General features: G+C 61.4%; 22 protein-coding genes and 1 pseudogene. 11 read left to right on the top strand and 12 right to left on the bottom strand.

Annotated elements, in window-relative coordinates:
- Positions 1-9 precede the first annotated feature (9 nt).
- The 7 genes and pseudogenes from ACRQ5Q_RS35845 to ACRQ5Q_RS35815 form a co-directional block, all read left to right on the top strand.
- Entirely contained in the window at positions 10-1,395 is a 1,386-nt protein-coding gene (locus ACRQ5Q_RS35845; RefSeq protein WP_439394618.1) for an aldehyde dehydrogenase family protein, read from the top strand.
- Between the two features lie 42 nt (positions 1,396-1,437).
- On the top strand, positions 1,438-2,628 hold the full coding sequence (locus ACRQ5Q_RS35840; RefSeq protein WP_439399931.1) for an iron-containing alcohol dehydrogenase: 1,191 nt from the start codon (positions 1,438-1,440) through the stop codon (positions 2,626-2,628).
- Positions 2,621-3,271, top strand: coding sequence for a poly(R)-hydroxyalkanoic acid synthase subunit PhaE (locus tag ACRQ5Q_RS35835; RefSeq protein ID WP_439394616.1), 651 nt, complete (start codon positions 2,621-2,623; stop codon positions 3,269-3,271). The genes ACRQ5Q_RS35840 and ACRQ5Q_RS35835 overlap by 8 nt, the downstream gene beginning before the upstream one ends.
- Positions 3,268-4,356 carry a class III poly(R)-hydroxyalkanoic acid synthase subunit PhaC gene (phaC, locus tag ACRQ5Q_RS35830; protein ID WP_439370316.1) on the top strand — a complete coding sequence of 363 codons (1,089 nt, stop codon included), beginning with the start codon at positions 3,268-3,270 and terminating at the stop codon, positions 4,354-4,356. The genes ACRQ5Q_RS35835 and phaC overlap by 4 nt, the downstream gene beginning before the upstream one ends.
- Before the next feature lie 4 nt (positions 4,357-4,360).
- Positions 4,361-6,313 (top strand): acyl CoA:acetate/3-ketoacid CoA transferase, encoded by a 1,953-nt coding sequence (locus tag ACRQ5Q_RS35825; RefSeq protein ID WP_439394614.1) that lies wholly within the window; start codon positions 4,361-4,363, stop codon positions 6,311-6,313.
- Between the two features lie 387 nt (positions 6,314-6,700).
- Entirely contained in the window at positions 6,701-7,537 is an 837-nt protein-coding gene (locus tag ACRQ5Q_RS35820) for an alpha/beta fold hydrolase (protein ID WP_439394612.1), read from the top strand.
- A 33-nt stretch (positions 7,538-7,570) separates the two neighbouring features.
- Positions 7,571-7,816, top strand: a pseudogene (locus tag ACRQ5Q_RS35815) (acetyl-coenzyme A synthetase N-terminal domain-containing protein); the annotation flags it as partial.
- A 659-nt stretch (positions 7,817-8,475) separates the two neighbouring features.
- Here ACRQ5Q_RS35815 and ACRQ5Q_RS35810 read toward each other — a convergent pair.
- Positions 8,476-8,697 (bottom strand): hypothetical protein, encoded by a 222-nt coding sequence (locus ACRQ5Q_RS35810; RefSeq protein ID WP_439370313.1) that lies wholly within the window; start codon positions 8,695-8,697, stop codon positions 8,476-8,478.
- A 551-nt stretch (positions 8,698-9,248) separates the two neighbouring features.
- On the opposite strand from ACRQ5Q_RS35810, the gene ACRQ5Q_RS35805 reads away from it, so the two are divergent.
- On the top strand, positions 9,249-9,725 hold the full coding sequence (locus ACRQ5Q_RS35805; RefSeq protein WP_439370312.1) for a DUF3833 family protein: 477 nt from the start codon (positions 9,249-9,251) through the stop codon (positions 9,723-9,725).
- 1,178 nt (positions 9,726-10,903) lie between these two features.
- On the opposite strand, the gene ACRQ5Q_RS35800 is transcribed toward ACRQ5Q_RS35805, so the two are convergent.
- Complete coding sequence (locus tag ACRQ5Q_RS35800) at positions 10,904-11,200, bottom strand: hypothetical protein (RefSeq protein WP_439370311.1); 297 nt, start codon at positions 11,198-11,200, stop codon at positions 10,904-10,906.
- 660 nt (positions 11,201-11,860) lie between these two features.
- Between ACRQ5Q_RS35800 and ACRQ5Q_RS35795 the strand changes: the two genes are divergently transcribed.
- Positions 11,861-12,094 (top strand): DUF6894 family protein, encoded by a 234-nt coding sequence (locus tag ACRQ5Q_RS35795; protein WP_439394610.1) that lies wholly within the window; start codon positions 11,861-11,863, stop codon positions 12,092-12,094.
- Between the two features lie 239 nt (positions 12,095-12,333).
- Here the strand turns inward: ACRQ5Q_RS35795 and ACRQ5Q_RS35790 are convergent, their stop codons facing one another.
- From ACRQ5Q_RS35790 to ACRQ5Q_RS35745, 10 genes are all read right to left on the bottom strand, one after another.
- The gene (locus ACRQ5Q_RS35790) at positions 12,334-12,486 is read right to left on the bottom strand and encodes a hypothetical protein (RefSeq protein WP_439394609.1); all 153 of its coding nucleotides are present in this window, start codon (positions 12,484-12,486) and stop codon (positions 12,334-12,336) included.
- A 130-nt stretch (positions 12,487-12,616) separates the two neighbouring features.
- Complete coding sequence (locus ACRQ5Q_RS35785; protein ID WP_439394603.1) at positions 12,617-13,057, bottom strand: hypothetical protein; 441 nt, start codon at positions 13,055-13,057, stop codon at positions 12,617-12,619.
- 81 nt (positions 13,058-13,138) lie between these two features.
- The gene (locus tag ACRQ5Q_RS35780) at positions 13,139-13,297 is read right to left on the bottom strand and encodes a curlin repeat-containing protein (protein ID WP_439370308.1); all 159 of its coding nucleotides are present in this window, start codon (positions 13,295-13,297) and stop codon (positions 13,139-13,141) included.
- 336 nt (positions 13,298-13,633) lie between these two features.
- Positions 13,634-14,650 (bottom strand): patatin-like phospholipase family protein, encoded by a 1,017-nt coding sequence (locus ACRQ5Q_RS35775; RefSeq protein WP_439375683.1) that lies wholly within the window; start codon positions 14,648-14,650, stop codon positions 13,634-13,636.
- 234 nt (positions 14,651-14,884) lie between these two features.
- On the bottom strand, positions 14,885-15,181 hold the full coding sequence (locus ACRQ5Q_RS35770; protein ID WP_439394607.1) for a hypothetical protein: 297 nt from the start codon (positions 15,179-15,181) through the stop codon (positions 14,885-14,887).
- Positions 15,172-16,272: an autotransporter domain-containing protein gene (locus ACRQ5Q_RS35765; protein ID WP_439394605.1), complete on the bottom strand. Its 1,101-nt coding sequence runs from the start codon at positions 16,270-16,272 to the stop codon at positions 15,172-15,174. The genes ACRQ5Q_RS35770 and ACRQ5Q_RS35765 overlap by 10 nt, the downstream gene beginning before the upstream one ends.
- A 343-nt stretch (positions 16,273-16,615) precedes the next feature.
- A complete protein-coding gene (locus ACRQ5Q_RS35760; RefSeq protein WP_439394603.1) occupies positions 16,616-17,056 on the bottom strand; it encodes a hypothetical protein in 441 nt (146 codons plus the stop codon).
- Positions 17,057-17,137: 81 nt separating this feature from the next.
- Positions 17,138-17,296 carry a curlin repeat-containing protein gene (locus ACRQ5Q_RS35755; protein WP_439370308.1) on the bottom strand — a complete coding sequence of 53 codons (159 nt, stop codon included), beginning with the start codon at positions 17,294-17,296 and terminating at the stop codon, positions 17,138-17,140.
- 414 nt (positions 17,297-17,710) lie between these two features.
- On the bottom strand, positions 17,711-18,148 hold the full coding sequence (locus ACRQ5Q_RS35750) for a hypothetical protein (protein ID WP_439394601.1): 438 nt from the start codon (positions 18,146-18,148) through the stop codon (positions 17,711-17,713).
- A gap of 2 nt (positions 18,149-18,150) precedes the next feature.
- Complete coding sequence (locus ACRQ5Q_RS35745) at positions 18,151-19,026, bottom strand: formylglycine-generating enzyme family protein (RefSeq protein ID WP_439370303.1); 876 nt, start codon at positions 19,024-19,026, stop codon at positions 18,151-18,153.
- A 66-nt stretch (positions 19,027-19,092) separates the two neighbouring features.
- On the opposite strand from ACRQ5Q_RS35745, the gene ACRQ5Q_RS35740 reads away from it, so the two are divergent.
- Together ACRQ5Q_RS35740 and ACRQ5Q_RS35735 are read left to right on the top strand one after the other, a co-directional pair.
- On the top strand, positions 19,093-20,214 hold the full coding sequence (locus ACRQ5Q_RS35740; protein ID WP_439370302.1) for a DUF4399 domain-containing protein: 1,122 nt from the start codon (positions 19,093-19,095) through the stop codon (positions 20,212-20,214).
- A gap of 7 nt (positions 20,215-20,221) precedes the next feature.
- A complete protein-coding gene (locus ACRQ5Q_RS35735; RefSeq protein WP_439370301.1) occupies positions 20,222-21,532 on the top strand; it encodes a caspase family protein in 1,311 nt (436 codons plus the stop codon).
- Positions 21,533-21,780: the final 248 nt, after the last annotated feature.

The following is a 21,780-nucleotide window of genomic DNA, read 5'->3' as shown; positions in this document are numbered from 1 at the left end:
GGGCACGCCATGCTGCAGGTTGTTCAGGCGTTCGACCGGGCTCCGTTTGCCGAGGTTCCGGTCGATGATGCCGATGCGATGGAAGCAAAATTGCAAGCGGCGCTCCGCGTGCTCGCCGACCGCGACGGCTGGCTCGCTCCCCATGCGCGCGCGGCGGTGCTGCGGCGCGCCGCGGCTCTGTTGGCTGCGCGACACGAGCATTTCGCACGTCAGATTGCGCGCGAGGGCGGCAAGCCGCTCATTGATGCCAACGTCGAGGTCGTGCGCGCGGTCGACGGCCTGCATTGCGCCGCCGACGAACTCCGGAACTTTGCCGGGCGCGAGGTCCCGATGGGCCTTACGGCTGCGTCCACCAAACGCTGGGCGTTCACGACGCGCGAGCCGATCGGTGTCGTGTTCGCGATCTCCGCTTTCAATCATCCGCTCAATCTGATCGTGCACCAGGTTGCGCCCGCGATTGCGGTCGGCTGCCCCGTCATCGTCAAGCCGGCAAGCGCGACCCCGTTGAGCTGCCGCGACTTGGTTACGCTGCTGCACGAGGCCGGTCTGCCGGAGGGCTGGTGTCAGACCTTCATTCCGCGCGGATCGGCGCTTGCCGAGCAACTGGCCACTGACCCCAGGATCAGTTTCCTGAGCTTCATCGGCTCGGCCAGCGTCGGCTGGCGGCTGCACAGCAAGCTCGCGCGCGGGACCCGCTCAGCGCTCGAGCACGGTGGGATCGCGCCTGCGATCGTCGACCGCAGCGCCGACCTCGACCGTATCATCACTCCCCTGGTGAAGGGCGGCTTCTACCATGCCGGTCAGGTCTGCGTCTCGACCCAGCGCATCTATGTGCACGAAGCCATCTTCAACGAGTTCAACGAGCGTCTCGTTGCCCGCGTGGCGTCCTTGCGGACCGGCGACCCCGTATCGGTCGAAACCGAGGTTGGACCGTTGATTCATCCCAACGAGGTCAATCGGGTCGCGGATTGGGTGAAGGAGGCCATTGCGGGCGGTGCCAAGTGCGTCAGCGGCGGCGAACCCCTGGCAACGACGCTGATGCAGCCGACGGTTTTGATCGAACCGGCGCTCGGAGCCCGCGTGTCGCGCGAAGAAGTGTTCGGACCGGTGGTCTGCGTCTACCGCTATTCACAACTGGATGAGGCCATTGCGCAGGCGAACTCGGTGCGGGTGCCGTTCCAGGCCTGTGTGTTCAGCGAGGACATCGAGGTTGCTCTGCGCGCCAGTGAACGATTGGACGCATCCGCGGTCATGATCAACGATCCCACGACGTTCAGGACGGACTGGATGCCGTTCGCAGGCCGCCGCGAGGCCGGTTACGGCGTCGGCGGCATTCCCTACACCATGCGCGACATGACCCAGGAAAAATTGGTGGTGCTGCATCGCCGCGCCTGAGTCCCAGGCCATTCGATGAAACCCGGAGGAGCGGAAAACATGATCCGGAAATTCACCTTTCAAGCGCCGTCGAACATCATGTTCGAGCCCGGCGCTTCGCGGAAGATCAATGAGCTGGTAGCGAGCTACGGCGCGCGTAGCGTGATGCTGGTGACGGACAAGGGCGTGCGGGGCGCGGGGCTGACCAGGGACGCCGAGGCCGCGCTGGCAGCTGCCGGCATCGAGCTCAGCATATTCGATGATGTAGTCGCCGACCCGCCATCCCATATCGTGGAAGCGGCCGCGGATGCGTGCCGGGCTGGCGAGATCGAGCTCGTGCTCTCGATCGGCGGGGGCAGTGCACTCGATACCGCAAAGCTCGTTGCCTATCTCGCCCGGACGCCGGATCGTCTCGACGACATCTATGGCGTTGGTCTGGCGAAAGGAAAACGCCTGCCGCTGCTACTGGTGCCGACGACGGCCGGCACAGGCTCCGAGGTGACCCCGATCGCGATCGTCACGACGCCGACCGCGGAGAAGAAGGGGGTTGTCTCGCCGGTCCTGATCCCGGACTGGGCAATCCTCGATCCCGAGCTGACCCTTGGTCTGCCGGCGTCAGTGACCGCCGCGACCGGCATCGATGCCATGGTACATGCGATCGAGGCCTATACCAGCAAGGTCAAGAAGAACCCGATGTCCGACCAGCTCGCGCGCGAGGCGCTGGCATTGTTGTCGGCCAATGTGCGGCGTGTCTGCGAGAATGGGAAGGATCTCGAAGCCCGTTCGGAGATGCTGCTCGGCTCGATGCTCGCCGGCATGGCCTTCGCCAATGCGCCAGTCGCTGCCGTTCACGCGCTCGCTTATCCGATCGGGGCAATCTTCCACGTGCCGCACGGCCTGTCGAATGCGCTCGTGCTGCGACATGTGCTGGAGTTCAACTTGACGGCGGCCGAGCCGCTCTATGCGGAGCTCGCCGAGATCGTGAAGCCGGGCCTGCGCGGCAGCGTGCCCGAGAAGGCGCGGGCCTTCATCGACGAAATGACGGCGATCGGCCGCGATTGCCACGTGCCAGGATCGCTGGCGGCGGTGGGGATCGGCCGCGACGATCTGAAGAAGCTCGCGGAAGATGCGATGAAGCAGACGCGCCTCCTGGTCAACAACCCGCGCGAGCTGACGCTGGACGATGCCTATGCAATCTACAGCGCCGCCTTCGGTGACGGTAGCAACCGTTATGTTCAGGCTGCCCATGGCTGAAGAAAGCTCTGGCGCAAATCCCTTCGGGCCGCTCGCCACGCAATGGATAGACTCCTGGCGCGCGATGGCGGGCGCTGCCGCCGGCGTCAGCGAAAACTGGTCGAGCTCGATGCTGCCCTTCATCATGAAGCGCGCGGCCGAGAGCGGGTTCGGCGTCGGCCCCGGCAACGACCTCGCCGAGGCGATCGAACGCATGGCCAAGGGACCGCGCCTCGCCGACGTCCTCGATTTCGATCGCAAGCTGGCGAACATGACGGCGGCCTGGGGCGAGCTGCAAAACAAGCTTGCCGCCTACCAGCTTGTCGCCTCAAAGCCCTGGATGCGCACAGCGCAGCAATACAAGATGAAGATGCCGCAATCGGGCGACAGCCCCAGCTGGCGCGAGCAGCTCGGTGCATGGAACGATCTTGCCAATGAAGAGCTGATCGCCAATCAGCGCTCAGAGGAGTTTTTGGTCGCCCAAAAGCAATTATTGCAGGCTGCGACCGAATTCAGGGCCCGGCAATCAGAGATATCGGACGCAATCGCCGCCGTACTGGGAATGCCGACACAGCGCGATTTCGACGATCTGACCCGCCAGATCACCGAGCTGAGGCGCGAGGTCCGCGCCCTGGAGCGACGGATCGCTGGAGGTGAGGCATGAGCCCGCAGGCACCGAAGGGCGATGGCTTCGCTGAGATGAGCGACAAGCTGCTCAAGGCCGGCAAGCTGTTGTCCGCCATAAAGGACGCAGACGTCGATGTCGGCGCTACTCCGAAGACGCTCGTCATGCGGCGCGATAAGGTCGAGCTGTTTCGCTACACACCCCTGACCGAGCAGAAGGTGAAGACGCCGGTCCTGCTGGCCTACGGCCTGATCGGCCGCTACACCATGGCCGACCTTCAGGAGGATCGCTCGCTGGTGCGCAGTTTGTTGCGGCAGGGGCTGGACCTCTGGCTGGTCGATTGGGGCCAGCCGAACCGTAGTGAGCGTTGGCTGACCATCGACGATTATGTCGACGACTACATCCATGCCGCCGTCGAGCGCGTCTGCCGCGAGACCGGACATGACAAGATCATGCTGCTCGGCATCTGCGAGGGCGGCGTCTTCACCACCTGCTATGCCGCGCTGCATCCGGACAAGGTCAAGGGCCTGGTGCTGACGATCACGCCGATCGACTTCCATGCCGATCGTGACGATCCCGACGCCCATCACGGCCTCCTGAACGTCTGGACGCGCAGTCTTGATCGCGCCGACATCGATCGCTTGGTCGACGTTTATGGCGGGTTACCCGGCGAGTTCATGAGCTCGGTCTTCTCCCTTATGACGCCGATGCGCTCGCTGACCAAGTACAATATCGATCTGATCGATGTTATCGACGACGAAGCCAAGCTGATGAATTTCCTGCGCATGGAGAAATGGCTTGCCGACCGGCCCGCCCATCCGGGCGAAGCCGCCAAGCAGTGGCTGAAGGATCTCTACCAGGACAACAAGCTCGTGAAGGGCGAGTTCGAGCTGTCGGGACGGCGCGTCGACCTGTCGAAGCTCACCGCCCCGGTCCTCAACGTCTTCGCGCTGAACGACCACATCATTCCGCCGACCTGCTCCCGGGCACTCGGCGCGCATGTCGGCACCAAGGACTATTCGGAAATCGAACTGCCCGGCGGCCATGTCGGCCTGTTCGTATCGAGCAAGTCGCAGGGCTCGCTGAGCAAGGGTATCTCTGAGTGGCTCTCCGCCAGGGACTAGCGCGATGAACAAGGACAAAATCGTCTCCGCCGACGAGGCGGTCGCAATCATCAGGGATCGCGATACGGTCTGCACGTCCGGCTTCGTCGGCATTGGCACGCCCGATGAGCTCCTGATCGCGCTGGAGAAGCGCTATCGCGAAACCCGGCACCCCGCGGACCTCACTCTCATGTTTGCGGCTGCGCCCGGCGATGCCGGAGACCGCGGCCTCAACCGGCTCGCCCATGACGGCCTGTTGAAGCGCGTGGTCGGCGGCCATTGGGCGCTGGTGCCCAAGCTCGGCGAGCTCGCACTCGCCAACCGGATCGAGGCCTACAATTTGCCGCTCGGCTGCATCTCGCATCTCTATCGCAACATCGCTGCACGCGGCCCCGGCGTGATCTCCAAGGTTGGCCTCAAGACCTTCGTCGATCCCCGCCTGCAAGGCGGCAAGCTCAACGAGAGCACCACCGAGGATCTCGTCGAGCTGATGCGGATCAACGATGAGGAGTGGCTGCGCTACAAATCGTTTCCAATCAATGTGGCGCTGTTGCGCGGCACGACGGCCGATCCCGCCGGCAACATCACCATGGAGCGCGAGGCGCTGACATTGGACAATCTGGCGATGGCGATGGCGGCGAAGAATTCCCGCGGCTTCGTCATCGTGCAGGTCGAGCGCATCGCGGCGAGCAACTCGCTCAACCCCCGCGAGGTGCAGATCCCGGGTATCCTCGTCGATTGCGTCGTGGTCGCCGATTCCGCCAATCACGTCCAGACCTATGGCGCGACCTACAGCCACGCCTTCTCTGGCCGGCAGCGGGTGCCGATGGACCGGGTCAAGCCGCTGGAACTCGACGAGCGCAAGATCATCGCGCGGCGCTGTGCCTTCGAACTGCCGCCGGGCGGCGTCGTCAATCTCGGTATCGGTATGCCCGAGGGCGTCGCGGCGGTTGCTGCCGAAGAGCACATGCTCGAGTTCCTGACGCTCACGGCCGAGCCCGGCATCATTGGGGGCATGCCGCAGGGTGGATTGAATTTTGGGACAGCGCTCAACCCCGATGCGGTGATTCATCAGAACCAGCAGTTCGATTTCTACGACGGCGGCGGGCTCGATCTGGCCTGTCTCGGCATGGCGCAGGCGGATGCTGCCGGAAACGTCAATGTCAGCCGTTTCGGTTCGCGGCTGGCGGGTGCCGGCGGATTCATCAATATCTCGCAGAGCTCCAAGAAGCTGGTTTTTGCAGGTACGTTCACCAGCGGCGGTTTGAAGGTCGCGGTTGAGGACGGCGCACTCCATATCCTGCGCGAAGGCACGACCAAGAAGTTCGTCTCCGCGGTCGAGCAGATCACATTTAGCGGCGATCATGCGGTGGCGACCGGCCAGCCGGTGTTCTATGTCACCGAGCGGTGCGTGTTGCAGCGGACCCCTGCCGGTGTGGAGCTGATCGAGGTGGCGCCCGGCATTGATGTCGATCGCGACGTCCTGGCGCACATGGAATTCGAGCCGCTGGTCCGCAACGTCAAGCCGATGGATCCCCGCATCTTCCGCGACGGACCGATGGGCCTGGATCACATGCTGCTCGGCCGAAGCCTCGCTGACCGGATTGGCTACGATGCCGAGCGCAACACTCTGTTCGTCAATTTCGAGGGCTTCGACGTCAGGACGGTCGAGGACGTGGACCTGGTTCGCCGCGAGGTCGAACGCGCCTGTCGTGCCGTCGGCAAACCGGTGGCGCTCGTCGCCAACTATGACGGCTTCCATTTGGATCCAGCGGTCAGCGACACCTATTTCTCGATGATCGCCTATCTTGAGCAGCGCTATTACAGCTCGGCATCGCGCTACACCACCAGCGCATTCATGCGTCTCAAGCTGGGCGAGGGTCTCGCCGAGCGTCACGTCGCCCCGCACATCTTTGAAACCCGGGCCGAGGCGCAAGCCTTCGCGCGCGGATTGCGCAAGGAAGAAGCCAGCATCTAACCGAGGAAGCTGATCATCGAGGCGATGTCGAAGGCCGCTCAGCTGAACGGCGGAGGGAGCGGCCGCAATCTCTCATCGCCAGCTGGAACTCCTGCGCGTCACCAGCGAGCAGGTGCGCACGGCGATTCGTGACATGAAGCCGTCGAGCCAGCAGCAGGGTGAATTCGCCCGCAAGGCACGGATGACCGAGGATTTCGAAAAGATGAGAACGGCGTTTCTCCCGGGCGAAGGCAAGAAGTAGGCGATGTCGGCACGGTCCGTGCCCGTTTGGAGGGCGCGGACCTGCTGATCAGGTTGCAGGGGCACATGTTTGAAGCGGCTAGCAGGCTAATGAGGGACATGGCGGGTGGATCGCCGAAATCCGGGCGACCGGACCGGGAGGGGGTGGTGCTCGGGCTCTCGCCCTCCGGCTTTCACCAATTGGCCTATACCGATTGGGGGCCTCTCGAGGACGAGAGACCGGTCGTTTGCGTGCATGGGCTGACGCGGCAGGGTCGGGATTTCGATCATCTGGCGGAGCAGTTGATGGCTGCCGGACGACGGGTGATTTGCCCGGATCTGCCGGGCCGTGGACGCAGCGGCTGGATAGGCGATCCCGATCATTACGCGCTTCCCCAATATTGCGCCGACATGAACGCCCTGATCGCACGCCTTGGCATTTCTGAGGTGGACTGGGTCGGAACTTCGCTGGGCGGGTTGATCGGCATGATCATGGCCGGCTTTTCCGGCAGTATCGTTCGCAAGCTCGTCATCAACGATATCGGCCCCTTCGTTTCGTCGACTGGGCTTCAGCGGATCGGCCAGTACATCGACAAGATGCCGGCGCTGTTTGCGACGATTGAAGATGCTGAGACCTACTTTCGAACCGTGCTGGCACCTTATGGTGAGCTGCTCGACGAGCATTGGCGCCATCTCACCACGCACAGCGTCCGGTGGGACGACGTCCGACAGGGATACCTGCTGTTATGCGATCCCAAGATTGCGAAGGGCTTTCGGTTGCCATGGTTTCAACCGCTCAATCTCTGGGCCTATTGGGAGGCGATCAAGGTGCCGATGCTTGTGCTGCGCGGCGCTCGCTCTGACTTGCTCTCATTCGACCTCGCGGCCGAGATGCGAAAGCGCAACCGATTGGCCAATGTTTTTCAGTTCGATGATTGTGGCCACGTGCCTCCGCTGATGGTCCGCGAGCAAATTGATGTGGTCACTCAGTTTTTGCAGGCGTGATGGAACGCAGCCGACTGCGTAGGGGAGGATACGATGGACAACCTGGTCGGAGATACCTCCGAGAAGATCTACGACGTACCTGCCGAGTGGGCGAAGCGCGCCTGGGTCGACAAGGCCAAGTACAAGGAGATGTACGCCCGCTCGATCTCGGACCCGAACGGCTTCTGGGCGGAACACGCCAAGCGCCTCGACTGGATGAAGGCGCCGACGAAAATCGAGAACGTTTCCGTCGCGCCCGGCAATATCTCGATCAAATGGTTCGAGGACGGCATCCTCAATCGCCTACTGGGGGTCTATGCTCCGCCGAAAGGGCACCCGGGCTGCATCTCCTGTCTCGCGTGGTCGGTCACTTTCGGCAGTCGGACGAGATCCTGTGCGAGTTCAGTGGCGGAGGCTTCGTCGTTATGCGGGTCTTGCAGAAAGGTGTCCCCACCGATGTCAGCTCGTCTTCGATCTCCGCTATGTCAATCTTTCACCGATGTCCAAGCGAGGACCGTTGCGGCTCAACCAAGGAGCCGACTTCGCCCGAACGTGAAGCCAGTCGGTGCGAACCTTCTGGCCACCTCGAGCGCGTGGTTCTCGCTGCATTCCAGCGCGATCTTTTGGGAAAGCATGACATCTCCGACCGGCAGATTGCCACGCGGCATGAAACACAGGCCGCGCATCGGGCGCCCCTTTTCGTCGACCTCGCAGACGTTCGTCGACGCGCCCGCGTAGATCCTATACTTCCTGCCAGTGTCGCCGCCGGTGACCTCGAAGTATCCCTTTTCCGTGAACTGTGCACGCTGGGCCGGCGATAGCCACGCCCGCAAGAGCTGCAGCGAGCGGCCCTCCGGAGTTCGTTCGGCGCCGTGTCTGATGAAGAGAGCCCGAATGGCTCTCGCGCGCCGGCCTTCACGCGGGCGAGATGATCTGAAGCCCAACATAGCGCGGGCCGATCACCCGCCGACCAGCCTAGGGAAGAAGACGGTTTCTTCCGCGTTCGGGTCGAACGATCGCATTTGCGCTACTTGACCCGCACCCGTCCGGACCGCCGCGGTGAAGCCAGCGTCGGTCAATTTGTGGAATCGCCGTTCGGCCTTTGCGAGCTCTCGCGCGTCGTCTGGATTGAAAAAGTGACGGCTATCGCCGGTACTGTCCATCACGATCTGGATCGCCATGATCATCTTCCTCGGAATGATGATGGGCAAGACTTGGTCCAAGTATCCCGCCGAAATCGCGGAGTTTCAAGTCAAGAGATTGCCTCCCCAGCCCAGACCTTTTCTCGGCTTGGCTGGCAAGGATGGCAAGGATGCCGGCGCGGCCACACCGAACCGTATACCGTCGAGCCGCAAAGAGCTTCTGAGTCGGCGTTCCAGCCCGCTAGCTCGTCGGGCCTTTAACTGCCGCCTACGAGGCGCCAAGGCTCCGAGATCAGCCGCTCGATTTAGCCTTTGGTGGCCATCCAATATATTGGTGCGGCCGTCTCCTTTTCGTGACCGCGGTATGCAATGAAGCCGCAATCAATGTTTTGGAGTGACGCGCTGTGTGCCTTGCGATGAGCCCCGAACGCATCTGAAACAGTGAAGGCTGAGCGGTATTAATCCGACCGTGTAAATCCCAGGGCGTGCGGAGGCTGGTTCAGCGCTCCGAGCCGAGCACGTTCCCGCCAGCTAGGAACCAGACGAGAAAAGGAGATTTATTCGTTAGACGCATTTCGAAGGGTATACCAATGGCGATCGATGCTTTTAGAGGAACAACGCCGCTATTTCTTCCTGAACGTTTTTTCGTAGGGCGGCTCGAAGGTTGGGCAGTACTAGAAAGTCTAGTTGGCGGATTATTGAGGCGCGCAACAATTGCTGGTCACGGCGAACTAGATGCCGATACCGATACAGTGCTGTTCATCGAGGCATATACATTCGACGATGGTCATAGCGATACTCTTCATTGGACGCTCCGAAAGGGTGAGGAAGGCAAGTACACCGGCTTGGAAAACAGACTGGAAGGTGAGGCCATTGGGGAGCAAGGCGGTTGCGCATTCCATTGGAAATACACGCGCGATACGCCGCAAGGGGGCGGTAGATCGTTCAAGCTGAATTTCGACAATTGGTTTTATGGAATCGATGAACGAGCTTGCATAGTCCGCGGCCGTGCTGGCCGTGCTGGTATCCCGTTTGCGACGGCGCACGTTACTTACCGTAAGCTTTAGCCTCCACAGGGAAAATCGACCGCGGGCGGAGGCCGCGCGAAACAGATCAGGCCGGATCGCGCCGCGTTCGAACGGCGCGATGAACATGCCGTCAGGGCGGCCGCGGAGCAGCCGGGCGAGGGTGGTCTTGCGCATCTCGAGCGGCAGCTTGCGCAGGTCCTCGCCGCCGAGCGCTAGGAGATTGAAGGCATAGAGCTGCACCTCGTCGTCGCGCCAGCGCGAGTGCAGCGCATCGAAGTCGGAGACGCCGCCGACGCCGAGCACCACGGCCTCGCCGTCGATGACGCATTGCCGCTTGCGTTGCGCAGCGCGGCCTGGACGATCCAGGGGAGAGCGGTCGGTCCACCAGTTGTGCCCGGTTCCTGGTGATCAGGCGCACGGTGAGGCCGTTGCGCTCGACGCGCAGGCGATAGCTGTCGTACTTGATCTCGTGGAACCGGCCGGGGGCCGTCGGGGACGGCCTTGGCGGAGGTGGGCCAGGCCGAACTTGAATGTGCTGCGCATGAGAACGAGATAGTCACGCGGCCGCGAATATGCGAATCTTGCGCTCGATTTGAGCGTCGGGATTCGTCAGTGAGGCACCGATGACAATTGTATTGCCATACCTTGGAATTGCGGTCTGCTGCTCGCTCACGGTCTGGTTGGTGAGCCTGGTGCTTTAGGACCGGAGCGGAAGCCCAATCCAGCGGCCAAGCTTGCTCTGGATGAAATCCTTCAAGGCATCCGGGGTCTCGTGACCTTCGGCCTCAACGCCGCAGGCGAATCGGAACCTGCGAATTCCTCCTCGGATTGCCGCGGTGCCAACATGAAGGAACTAGCCGGCCGCGCAGCCAAGTCACGTTCAGGATGATCTCCGATCGATCGAAGATGGGCTGGAACAGCTCCGCCGAACTCGGAAAGAGGACAGGGGGCCTATCATTTGCAAGCACACTGCAAATCCGAGGTACGCCGGTTGCCCAAGAGCTAGTAGCCCGTCGTTGATGCAAGTTGTTGGAGCTGAGCTGGCGTAAAGCCTTGGCTGGCCCAGGACACCTTGGCCTCAACTCCAGCCAGCCCCGAGTTGAGGCTGTCTTTTGGGCGCCCACAGAGACAGCGGGCTCGGCCCCTGTTCCGTTCATTCCCAGAGCAAGGGCGGAGCTGTCGCGGTATTCAACGTGCGGGGCGCCTTAGCTTCACTGTCACTGCTGATCCGGCTTCTTGGCCGGCGGACCGCTCTTGTTCCCAGGCAGCCCCTTGATGTTGGACGTGTCCTGCTGCTGCACCGTCGGATTTTGCTGGTTGGCCGTCGAGCTGGCGCCGACCGTCTCTCCCGGTTTTGCCGCCGGACCATTCTTGTTGCCAGGCTGGCCGGCGATGCCCGCGCCGGAGTTCTGCGCGCTCGGCGCGGACGACACATCAGGCTTGGTCGTCTGGGCAAATCCGGCCGGAGCCGATATCGCCAGAGCGAAGACGAGGGCGCACGCGATGGACCTCATTTGAATGCTCCACTGTGGGTTTCGGAATCGCAGATTGCGATGACTGGAACGTACTGTTGCGGCGTGCGTTCCTCGCTGCCGCGGTCAGTGAAGTCGCTCCCGGTCGATCTGAGGGGCTCCTCAGGCCGACTTCCGTCGTGCCCCTGATGCAGGCTTGGTGACCTTTCGACAGGACCTAAGCCGCGTCTTTAGGGCCGCTAAAGGCCGTCGGAGGGAGCGCTTTCGGAGCTGGTCGGCTGACCGCACCTTCTTCGAGAAGGGGACCAAGTCTCGAAATGACTAGCGGTCGGCGGGCTTCAGTGTGAAAGGCCGGCCCGGCGATATCGGCCTTCGCAGGGCTTCCTCAGTGGAGGGCGGACGGAAGAAACTGAAGATCGCAAAGGTGACGCACAGTAGAGCGTGTGAGAGGCCGCCGAAAAAAAGTCGTAGCGAGCTGGAATGATTTCAGATCAGGCGCCGCCTGCTTCAAGCGGCGGCAAGCAGGCCAAACCCAACGCGTATGACAGACGGCGGCCACGGAGTTTTCCGCTGCGACCATCGTCCTGCGAAGTTGCCAAGCGGCACCGTGTGCGCATGATCACGGAGGATCCCTTGAACGCCTAGTATGACTCCGACATGCAGGGTCGAGCTTGCTCACCCGGATGTCACGAGGAGGCGTACATGGCTCAGATCTATTTCCATTGCACTAACGCTCGCGGCGTATTGATGGATCGTCGCGGCACATTCGTATCCGATCTGATCGAGGCGTGCGAGGAGGCCACCCGCAGGGTGCGATCGCTCGTGACAGGGACCAACCTGGAAGATTGGCGTCAATGGGTCTTGCATGTCAGCGATGAGGCCGGCGACGAGATTTTCGTTCTGCCGTTCGCATTCGTGCTGGGCAAGCCACACTGAGGATGCCATGCGGTCAGCGCAGCGTTCATTCTTGGTTCTTCGTCAGGGCTTGAACGCGATCGCATCGGGGGTCATTCGCCGCGCCTTCGTCGGAGCGATGCTCGCGCAGTCGGATTTCCGGCGCAACCCGCACACCATCTCAAGAGCATCGCGCGGCTCCAAATGGCAAATTCGGGAAAGACCACTTAAGGGTCTTCCCTCCCAGGGTCGTGCAATTCCTCTCTAGCGGACTTTGCGGATTAGACGGAGGAACCGGCGCGTCGGCAGGCGCCGGCATTGTTGTTGGCGTGGTCGTTGTAGCGGTCGTGGACAGTGGCAAAGCGATCGTATCGTCGGCCGAGGCGAGCGTCGGTCCGATCGGGGATCGTTGCATGAACGGTCGCCAAATGCATGTGGTGTCTCCCGTTTGACTGGCACGTCAGACTAGGAGAGGTGGGCTCAAGCTCACGTAAAGTACGTCACGCAGAACCCCTCCCAAGTGTCCTTTACGGTCGCGGCAGGCGAGAGGCCTGGTGAGGCCGGTCACATCTTGTTTTGCAGGCCCAGGGCTTTCATCAACCTGTCGAGCGTCTGCTGCGATTGCGGCGAGGCGCCTTTGCGGATCTGCCGGTAGACGTCTGCGTCGGTCGATGGCGGATCACGATCGGCATCACCGTCTGCTGCGCCAGGTGCCGGCGGCGCATCCGGGCGTTTGCCGGCTTCGGCATCGGCTGGATCGCTGGCGCCAGGCTTTGATCGCTGGATGATCATCGCCGAGTTGCCGCCGCTGTATTGCTCAATGCTGGTGTAACCCGGACCGGTCTTGACTTGTTTTTCGGTCTTGGATGGATCGCCGCTCTGGGTGATCGTGGCAGAATTGCTGCCATTGTTCACGGACGTCGTCTCGGCCCGCGCGGACACGCTCGCCCACGCAACCATCAACACGGCAGCAAGCACAACCGATTGTCGCTGAATAGGCTTCATGTGTAGCTCCTCGATGCATGGCGTTGGGCGAGGTTGGAACCCGCCCAATCGCCGTACCGCCGGCCCGATAGGCCAGCGGCGTTACCATTGATGGACTCGGACACGGTTGCCATCGCCGACCTGCATGGCGCCGGCGCTGTTGCTACGGCCATGCTGGCTGGTCCCGGCAAAGTTGCCGTCCCCGAGCTGGAGCTGGCTCGAGCTGTTGCTCGTTCCGGACTGTCGTGCAGTCGCCGACATACCGCTGCCGGCCTGCACGAAGCATAATATTTTCCCTTTTGGATGAAGCCGAACCGCGTGACTGCCGTTCGATGATTTGACGATAGGCCTCGCCGCCTCATGACCCTGTGCCGCAAATCACGCATGGCGGCGGCGAGCGCTTTGCATTCGCATCGCCCGCTACATTCAGCGAGCGGCACTCAATGCGTCGGAACTCGCGCTTCAAAAACCGTGACGTGCACGCAATCGTTCAGAGCTGTACCGCGCGTACTTCTCCGCCGCCGTCGAAAGAGTGGACATGAATGCAACTGCTGAAATCGAAGTGCCGAGAGGTCGGCTGTAGCAACCTGGCTGCGCTCACAAATATCTCGCGTGAATATCGATAGTCGAGCGCGTACCGACATGACAAAAATTCGCCGTGAGCCACTTATCGGCGCAGGAGCGACCTACATCACGCAGGTGGGTAAGGAAATTCCAGTCGGCGTTGTACTTGGAGGCAACTCCGAGGTCTTTCATGAACAATTCTGCCTCGATCCCATGAATCAGCATTGTCTTTACCTCGTCGCCCAGCGCACCTCTCTTGACGAGCTTGTTGGCGAAGGCAATCGCCCGCATCTCTCGCATCAGCGACGAATTGAAACTGATCTCGTTTAGTCGGTTCAGTATGTCGCTGGCCGCGCGAGGAATCGCCTCGCGCACAATCGGATTGATATGGATGACGATGACGTCGGTGGACTGGCACTTATAAATGAGCGGGAAAATTGCCGGATTGCCCATGTAGCCGCCGTCCCAATAGGCTTCGCCATCGATTTCGATAGCCTGGAACAGCAACGGAAGGCACCCGGAGGCAAGAACGGCCGAGAGTGTCACTTCGTCGTTCTCGAAGATCTTCACTTTTCCGGTTCGCACATTCGTCGCACAAAGGAACAGCTTGACGACATTCTCCCTGCGAAGCCGTTCGAAATCGACTGTCTCCTCGAGCACGTCGCGCAGCGGGTTGTAATTCAATGGGTTGAACTCATAAGGCGACAGAAGCCGCGTCATCATGTCGAAGAATATAAAGGCCGGAGATCTTTCGATCGAACCATATCCCATTAGGCGATCGAACGGGGACGGCTGCAGCGGTCCCCAGGCTGCCGCTTCACTGATGCGCCGCCAAAAGTCCGCAAGACTATGTTTGGCCCCCTCTCGACCGCCGATTGTCAGGCCATGTGCCATGACCGTAGCGTTCATGGCGCCGGCGCTGGTCGCGCAGATTCCCTCGAAGGACATCCGTTCTTCCTCGAGGAGGCGATCTAAAACGCCCCAGGTAAACGCGCCATGCGCGCCGCCGCCTTGTAGAGCGAGGTTGACCGTCTTGCTTGTCGTACTCATCAGCGCCGCGACAAAAACTCCAAATGGACTTGCCCGTAGCCCAAACGATCGGGCAATCACGCCAACCTAATCCGGCTGCACGAAATCCCAAAGTGCAATCTGGTTGAAGCTGCCCGCCCACAATGCTGGGAGGTAAATGCATCACAACGCGCCAATCGCAATGCGGCGGCGAAGATCGTTTAGCTAGCAAATAGCTTGGTGGCCTTCCGTACAGGAATTTTCGGATGCGGCGGTTCAGAAGCCGTATCTAAATCCCGCGTTCAACCCGAAACTGTTTGAGCCGTTGTTGGCGACAATTCCCTCGGCCGCGACGTTGACGCGTGCATTGGGTGTGAAGTTATACCCGAGGCCGCCTGACATTCGAACATAAACGTCCCTTATGGGACGCACCGGTGTGAAGATCGGCACATCGGGCGCCAGCGTGAACCCCGTTTGTAAGATCGGCATGGAATTGCGCAGGTCCTTCTCCACGGTCACGTCAAAGAAGGTATCGGCCGGACCGAACGCGGCGAATTGCGGCTTTAAGCGCAAGCCGCCACTGACCACCGCCGACTGAAGAAACTGATCTGGACCGTCTGGGTCAGGAATGGATCGCCGGCTTCGGAATAGCCCTTGACGTGAGTGTCAGTGTAGGTGAACCCGCCGATCGGGCCGAGCCGCACGGCGCCGAGATCGAACAAGTAACCGGCCTTGATTGCAGCAACCGTTGTATTCGCGTCGGTGTTGGGGGTGATCGGTCCGAAGAACCCGGTGCGAGAGATGTCGAACTGGTTCCAGCCATATGACGCGATCGCATGAACGAACAACGAACTCGTGTCGTAGGCCAGGAAACCCCCCAGATGGAAGGAGTCGAGATCCGTCGAGCCCAGCCCTTGCTTGAGATCTGAAGCGATGTGCGTGTAGCCGAATGTCGGTCCCAACGTCAGATTCGGGGTCACATAAACCTTGCCGCCCGCGAGGATGCCGGCCGAATCATAGCTGTATTTGGTCGACCCGAAGGCGTCGGCGTGGTCGCCGTGCCGATAATTGGCTTGCACGAACGCCGAAGCTCGACAGGGGAGCGGCGGTGCCTTCACGTACAGAGGCTGATCGACACAGGCCTCCCCACGGCCGGTATCGAGCTGCGACAACAAGTCGCGCGAAAATCCCTGAGCGCTGATTTGAGCCATGCTCGGCAGCGCCGCGGCGGTCTCCGGAGCGAACAGCAGATTCGACGCAATGCGCTCGAGGTATCCAGTTCCGGCCGCAGTGATGGGGGACGCCGCGACCTGAATGACGATCGCCGACGTTTTGTTACCGGTCTGCGCGACGGCGGAGGCGTTAGTCGGCCCAACCTGAATGACGTAGGCGTGGCTGAAATCGCCGACCTGGGTGATGTTTGCAGTGTTGGTGCCGTCGACCTGGATGATCGCGCTGCGGCTATAAAAGCCAGTCTGGTTGACGGTCGCCGTCGGATTCGGGGCCAGCTGGACGATCCCGGCAATGTTCTGCCCGTTCCCGAACGCCTGGTTCAGCACGATCGGTCCGTTCAGGGGCACAAAGCCGAAGCCGGCGTATCGATGAAGCCTGTTTGTGCGCAGGCCGACCCGTCGAACAAAACGACGGCCGCCCAGATCGCACATCCTAGCCCTAGCCCTGCTCGCTTGGCTAAGTTGCCATTCATTGCCGACCCCTGACGAGGATTGCGCCCAGCATCCAGCTGTTCGCATATTACCTGATCCGAAGGGACTGGCTGTTGCTGCCAAGTGACAGCAGTGAAATCTTATGATGCGCGAACGGGATGCCGGTGACCGGTTGCGAAATGCGCGCTGCACGCAAGGCCGAGGCGATCGCCTCAAGGTCCGCGTCCTGCTTTTCCGGTGAGGACGGCTGGAACCGTCACGCAGCTACCGCATGCGACGAGATTTTAGTACGGCTTGCGCCCACGCGACCACGACGCCGTGCCCGCAACGCCGCCTGGGCCGGTCACATCTTGTTTTGCAGGCCCAGGGCTTTCATCAACCTGTCGAGCGTCTGCTGCGATTGCGGCGAGGCGCCTTTGCGGATCTGCCGGTAGACGTCTGCGTCGGTCGATGGCGGATCACGATCGGCATCACCGTCTGCTGCGCCAGGTGCCGGCGGCGCATCCGGGCGTTTGCCGGCTTCGGCATCGGCTGGATCGCTGGCGCCAGGCTTTGATCGCTGGATGATCATCGCCGAGTTGCCGCCGCTGTATTGCTCAATGCTGGTGTAACCCGGACCGGTCTTGACTTGTTTTTCGGTCTTGGATGGATCGCCGCTCTGGGTGATCGTGGCAGAATTGCTGCCATTGTTCACGGACGTCGTCTCGGCCCGCGCGGACACGCTCGCCCACGCAACCATCAACACGGCAGCAAGCACAACCGATTGTCGCTGAATAGGCTTCATGTGTAGCTCCTCGATGCATGGCGTTGGGCGAGGTTGGAACCCGCCCAATCGCCGTACCGCCGGCCCGATAGGCCAGCGGCGTTACCATTGATGGACTCGGACACGGTTGCCATCGCCGACCTGCATGGCGCCGGCGCTGTTGCTACGGCCATGCTGGCTGGTCCCGGCAAAGTTGCCGTCCCCGAGCTGGAGCTGGCTCGAGCTGTTGCTCGTTCCGGACTGTCGTGCAGTCGCCGACATACCGCTGCCGGCCTGCACGAAGCATAATATTTTCCCTTTTGGATGAAGCCGAACCGCGTGACTGCCGTTCGATGATTTGACGATAGGCCTCGCCGCCTCATGACCCTGTGCCGCAAATCACGCATGGCGGCGGCGAGCGCTTTGCATTCGCATCGCCCGCTACATTCAGCGAGCGGCACTCAATGCGTCGGAACTCGCGCTTCAAAAACCGTGACGTGCACGCAATCGTTCAGAGCTGTACCGCGCGTACTTCTCCGCCGCCGTCGAAAGAGTGGACATGAATGCAACTGCTGAAAGGCCAAACTGAACAACGGATCGCGGCGCTCCAAAGTCGCGTGTGATCAGCACACGCGATCAGGACTCAATGCATAGTCGACAATGATCTTTCTCACGGACAATCGTCTTGCGACTTGTTTAGGGACCGCGGCCGACGCGCTCAGACGTCTCGGTCTCGACGGCTTTCCCGATCAGGAGATTGATCGGAATGTCTTGTCCGCTGCGGCAGGTCAGCAGCCCCGAGCCTGATGATCCAGAAGCGACGATGCGGCATTCATCGTCGTCCATGATCAACGTGCCTTCCAGGCGCAGGGACGAAACTTTCAGCTGCATGCGCGCCTGTTTCTGCTCGACACCATTGATGCTACACAGGCCTATGTGCCGCAGCGTGAGCGTCCCCGAATATTCCACTGCGGGGCGCATTGCCGCTTTCGCCAAGCTTCCCGTGATCTCCCACTCCTGGAGATAGCCGATTTTACCACTCGCTGGGTAGGATTGCGCCCAAGCGGTCGGAGTAACGGCAGTCAACACGAGAAGCGCTGCAACGATCGTGCGCATCATTCCCGCGCGCGGCATGATTACGGTAACTCCCGAACGATACGAAAGCCATTGGCGTAATAGCGAACGTCAACGTCGTAGCGAAACCTCGCCGACGATCTGACGTCGCTGGCCCTGCTGAGGAAGTTGCCCCCGCGCAGCACCCGCAGGCGGCAGTCGCCCGACGTCCACGGCGACGCATCCTTCGGCGCATTGCGATAGGAATCGTTCCAGCAATCCTCGACCCATTCCGCAGCATTACCTGAGGTGTCGTAGAGCCCAAAGCCATTTGGCCGGAACGAGCCCGCGGGCACGACCTGTTGCTTGATCGGACTGCCGCAGCCCTCGCACTGCGCATGACGGTCGCCGACGTCCTTGCCCCACCAGAACGGCGTTCGGGTTCCCGCCCGCGCGGCGTATTCCCACTCCGCTTCGCTGGGCAGACGATATTTTTGTCCGGTCCTTTGCGACAGCCAGGCGACAAACAGCTTGGCATCCTCCCAACTGACATTGATCACCGGGCGGTCGCCACGCCCCCAGCCGTGGTCCTCGGGACGCACCCTGCACGCGCCAATGTCGGCGCACTGATCCCATTCTGCGAATGTCACCTCGCGCCGGCCAATGGCGAAGGGCTTGCGAATGCTGACCGTATGCTCGGGCTTCTCGTAGGGCGTGTCATTCGACCCCATCACGAAGTCCCCGGGCGGCACGACCACAAGCTCGGGACAATTGTTGCAATCGCGAAATAGCTCACCCGGATCCGGACTGGCGCTTTGGTCAGCTACCCTGGTGTCGGATGACGCGGATGGCGGGTCGGCAGATGGGCCGTTGCTGAGCCCTCGCTGCGCGCTGGCTGCAGTGCTCGCAAAATCGACGAGTGCCATGAGGAAAAAGGCAGACAAAACGGCGGATTTCATATCGTGATCTCCGGTCGGCTCGAACGATCGGAAGTATGAACACGTCACATTCAAATGTGACATAGCATGCTTCATTCGGCCGCAACCGGCAAGGCGACGCTCGCGCCGTCGGATTTCGGTTTACATTGGGCGGCAAAGGAATATCGTTTCATTCCCCTTCGTTCTAGGCGGATGGGGATCGTCTGTGATGCTTGCAATTATTTCAGATTCTTGCGGCTATTGCGGTCCAAATTGTGGATCCATGTATTGGGAAGATTGCCGATGATGCAACGATTGCTGACATTGGTTCTGGTTCCATTTCTTGCTGGTTTGATGCATTTCCACGTGGTGCAGGCACAGGCGCAGACTGGCGGGCCGACGCAGTCGCCAGCGGGAGCAGCCGTCTATTTCATCGGATTGAAAGACGGCGATACGCTGCCAACCAAGACTACTCTGCATTTCGGCCTGCGTGGCATGGGCGTCGCGCCGGCAGGTTCGGACCGCGCCAATAGCGGTCATCATCATCTGATAATCGACTCGCCAACGCCGCCGCTAAATTCCGAGATTCCAAACGACTTCCAGCACCTGCATTTCGGCGCGGGACAAACCGAGGCAGAGATTTCGCTGACGCCCGGCGAGCACACCTTGCAGCTTGTGTTCGGCGACAAGAATCACGTTCCGCATTCCCCGCCGGTGACCTCCGAGAGGATTAAGGTCAAGGTCACTGACCAGACCGCTCCCGCGGTAGCTCAAGCCACTCCTGCGGCGGTGCAACCCGCGGCCAGCGGACGTCGCCCCGCCCCGAAGGACGCCAAGGTTTATTTCATCTATCCGAAGAACGGCTCTTACATTTCTCCGAACCCAGTCATCCGTTTCGGCCTGTTGAATATGGGCGTCGCACCGGCGGGCTACGATAAGCCCAACACCGGGCATCATCATTTACTTGTCGATGCGGAGCTGCCTCCGCTCGACCAGCCGATCCCGAACGACTTCAACCACCTGCACTTCGGCGCCGGCCAGACCGAAGCGAAGATCACGCTGCCGGTGGGCCAACACAAGCTGCGCCTGCTGTTCGCCGACTTCGCCCACGTACCACAGGACCCGGCGGTGTTCTCCGACGTCATCAACGTCACCGTGACGGAGAGTGGTCAGCCGCCGAGAAAGCGCTCGAAGTACCGCCATCGCTCCTGGCGGAGTTACGGATATTGATGCCGCGATGAAACTGCGCCAACTCTTGATCTACTCCCTCTGCCTTGTCGTCGGCGCGTTGTTCGCCGATGCGGCAGCCGCGGAGCGTCGGGTCGCGCTCGTTGTCGGAAACTCTGCCTATAAGAACGCATCTACGCTGTCCAATACCATCAACGACTCTTCGGCAATCGCGGCACTATTCAGATCGATCGGCTTCGAAGTCGTCATTTCGCGCAACGATCTTGGTGTCGTCGAGTTCAAGCGCACCGTGCGGGAGTTTCTCATCACGGCAGAGAACGCGGATATAGCGGTGGTCTATTACGCCGGCCACGGCATTGAGATCAGCGGCACTAACTATCTCGTACCGGTGGATGCTCGGTTGAGCCGCGACTACGACGTCGATGATGAAGCTATCTCGCTCGACCGCATCATCTGGGCGCTACAACCGGTACGCCGCCTGCGCTTGATCCTCCTCGACGCCTGCCGCGACAACCCCTTTGCAGCCAAGCTGCGCTCGGCAGGCCGCACACCGGCCAGGGGCGGGCTGGCGAAGCTTGATGACGTTGGGGCCGATACGCTGGTCGCCTACGCCGCGAAGGCCGGCTCGATTTCCTATGACGGCGACGGCGTTAACAGTCCCTATGCAATCGCGCTACTTAGACACCTTGCCGAGCCCGGCGTCGACATCCGGATCACGCTTGGCCGTGTCCGCGACGCAGTTATCGCCATGACTGGTGGACGGCAGGAGCCGTTCATCTATGGCTCCCTCGGCGGCGCAACCATCTCCTTGGTGCCGGATACAACAAGAGTTGCGCCGGCGCTACCCGTCGTGGCCGCCCCGGCGCCCCCGTCAGCTTCGGTGCCCAGCCCGTCGAACCCGGCCGTAGTCAGTCCAGCGCCGGTACCGCCAACCGTGAACGCAACGGTTCCAAGGCCGCCGCTTCCGGCGCAGGCGGCGCCCCAGACCGTGGACCCCTGTGTCCGCGACGAAGCGAGGCTGGCGCGTCTTCGCGCCAACCCCGCGCCGGAAGAGATCATCAACTTCCAGCGCGAGGTCGCGTGCACTCGACTGCGGCCGCAAGTGCAGCGCCTGTTCGAAAGCTTTGTTGGCGGTACCGCTCTGCCTTCTGGCGGAAATCCGGCGGCGGAAACGGTTCCGAAACAGCAGGCGCAGAACGAGTCTGTTCGTTCCGAAGACACTTGTAGCCGCGACATGGCGCGTCTGCTGAGCATGCGTGCTGAGCCTACGCTTGAGGCAATCACCAAGTTCGAAAAGGAATTGGGCTGCGAGCGGCTCCGGTCTCAGCTCCGCCGACTGCGCGAGAGCCTCTCTCCTTGATTCTGTACGTCTCGCGCCCCGTCCAACTTGATGTTAAGCCCGGCTCTACCTACGTGCTCAGCTTCTGCCCGCAACCGGAATTCGCCGTTGCGACCTTACGGGCGGCCCGCCATTTGCCAGAGCTCAAAAGCAGGCCTGCTGATCTCCTCGCGTAGTGTCACGGCGCGAAGCTCATCGAGCTTGCCTCTGATCTTGGTGGCGAGACTTTCCAGCCGCTCCAGGTCGCGCGCTCGCGTGCCCGTGTGCCG

It is taken from the genome of Bradyrhizobium sp. PMVTL-01, from assembly GCF_051861855.1.
GTDB lineage: Bacteria > Pseudomonadota > Alphaproteobacteria > Rhizobiales > Xanthobacteraceae > Bradyrhizobium.
The sequence above is the reverse complement of the archived record's forward strand: the minus strand, read 5'-3'. Positions and strand labels throughout refer to the sequence as shown.

Excerpts from the sequence above, each read along its gene's own strand:
- ACRQ5Q_RS35800 (WP_439370311.1), bottom strand. The coding sequence starts at position 11,200 with ATGAGGTCCATCGCGTGCGCCCTCGTCTTCGCTCTGGCGATATCGGCT.
- ACRQ5Q_RS35760 (WP_439394603.1), bottom strand. The coding sequence starts at position 17,056 with ATGAAGCCTATTCAGCGACAATCGGTTGTGCTTGCTGCCGTGTTGATG.
- ACRQ5Q_RS35825 (WP_439394614.1), top strand. The coding sequence starts at position 4,361 with ATGAACAAGGACAAAATCGTCTCCGCCGACGAGGCGGTCGCAATCATC.
- ACRQ5Q_RS35755 (WP_439370308.1), bottom strand. The coding sequence starts at position 17,296 with ATGTCGGCGACTGCACGACAGTCCGGAACGAGCAACAGCTCGAGCCAG.
- phaC (WP_439370316.1), top strand. The coding sequence starts at position 3,268 with ATGAGCCCGCAGGCACCGAAGGGCGATGGCTTCGCTGAGATGAGCGAC.
- ACRQ5Q_RS35740 (WP_439370302.1), top strand. The coding sequence starts at position 19,093 with ATGCTTCATTCGGCCGCAACCGGCAAGGCGACGCTCGCGCCGTCGGAT.
- ACRQ5Q_RS35780 (WP_439370308.1), bottom strand. The coding sequence starts at position 13,297 with ATGTCGGCGACTGCACGACAGTCCGGAACGAGCAACAGCTCGAGCCAG.
- ACRQ5Q_RS35735 (WP_439370301.1), top strand. The coding sequence starts at position 20,222 with ATGAAACTGCGCCAACTCTTGATCTACTCCCTCTGCCTTGTCGTCGGC.
- ACRQ5Q_RS35805 (WP_439370312.1), top strand. The coding sequence starts at position 9,249 with ATGGCGATCGATGCTTTTAGAGGAACAACGCCGCTATTTCTTCCTGAA.
- ACRQ5Q_RS35795 (WP_439394610.1), top strand. The coding sequence starts at position 11,861 with ATGGCTCAGATCTATTTCCATTGCACTAACGCTCGCGGCGTATTGATG.
- ACRQ5Q_RS35810 (WP_439370313.1), bottom strand. The coding sequence starts at position 8,697 with ATGGCGATCCAGATCGTGATGGACAGTACCGGCGATAGCCGTCACTTT.
- ACRQ5Q_RS35775 (WP_439375683.1), bottom strand. The coding sequence starts at position 14,650 with ATGAGTACGACAAGCAAGACGGTCAACCTCGCTCTACAAGGCGGCGGC.
- ACRQ5Q_RS35745 (WP_439370303.1), bottom strand. The coding sequence starts at position 19,026 with ATGAAATCCGCCGTTTTGTCTGCCTTTTTCCTCATGGCACTCGTCGAT.
- ACRQ5Q_RS35750 (WP_439394601.1), bottom strand. The coding sequence starts at position 18,148 with ATGCCGCGCGCGGGAATGATGCGCACGATCGTTGCAGCGCTTCTCGTG.
- ACRQ5Q_RS35765 (WP_439394605.1), bottom strand. The coding sequence starts at position 16,272 with ATGTGCGATCTGGGCGGCCGTCGTTTTGTTCGACGGGTCGGCCTGCGC.
- ACRQ5Q_RS35790 (WP_439394609.1), bottom strand. The coding sequence starts at position 12,486 with ATGCATTTGGCGACCGTTCATGCAACGATCCCCGATCGGACCGACGCT.
- ACRQ5Q_RS35785 (WP_439394603.1), bottom strand. The coding sequence starts at position 13,057 with ATGAAGCCTATTCAGCGACAATCGGTTGTGCTTGCTGCCGTGTTGATG.
- ACRQ5Q_RS35845 (WP_439394618.1), top strand. The coding sequence starts at position 10 with ATGCTGCAGGTTGTTCAGGCGTTCGACCGGGCTCCGTTTGCCGAGGTT.
- ACRQ5Q_RS35835 (WP_439394616.1), top strand. The coding sequence starts at position 2,621 with ATGGCTGAAGAAAGCTCTGGCGCAAATCCCTTCGGGCCGCTCGCCACG.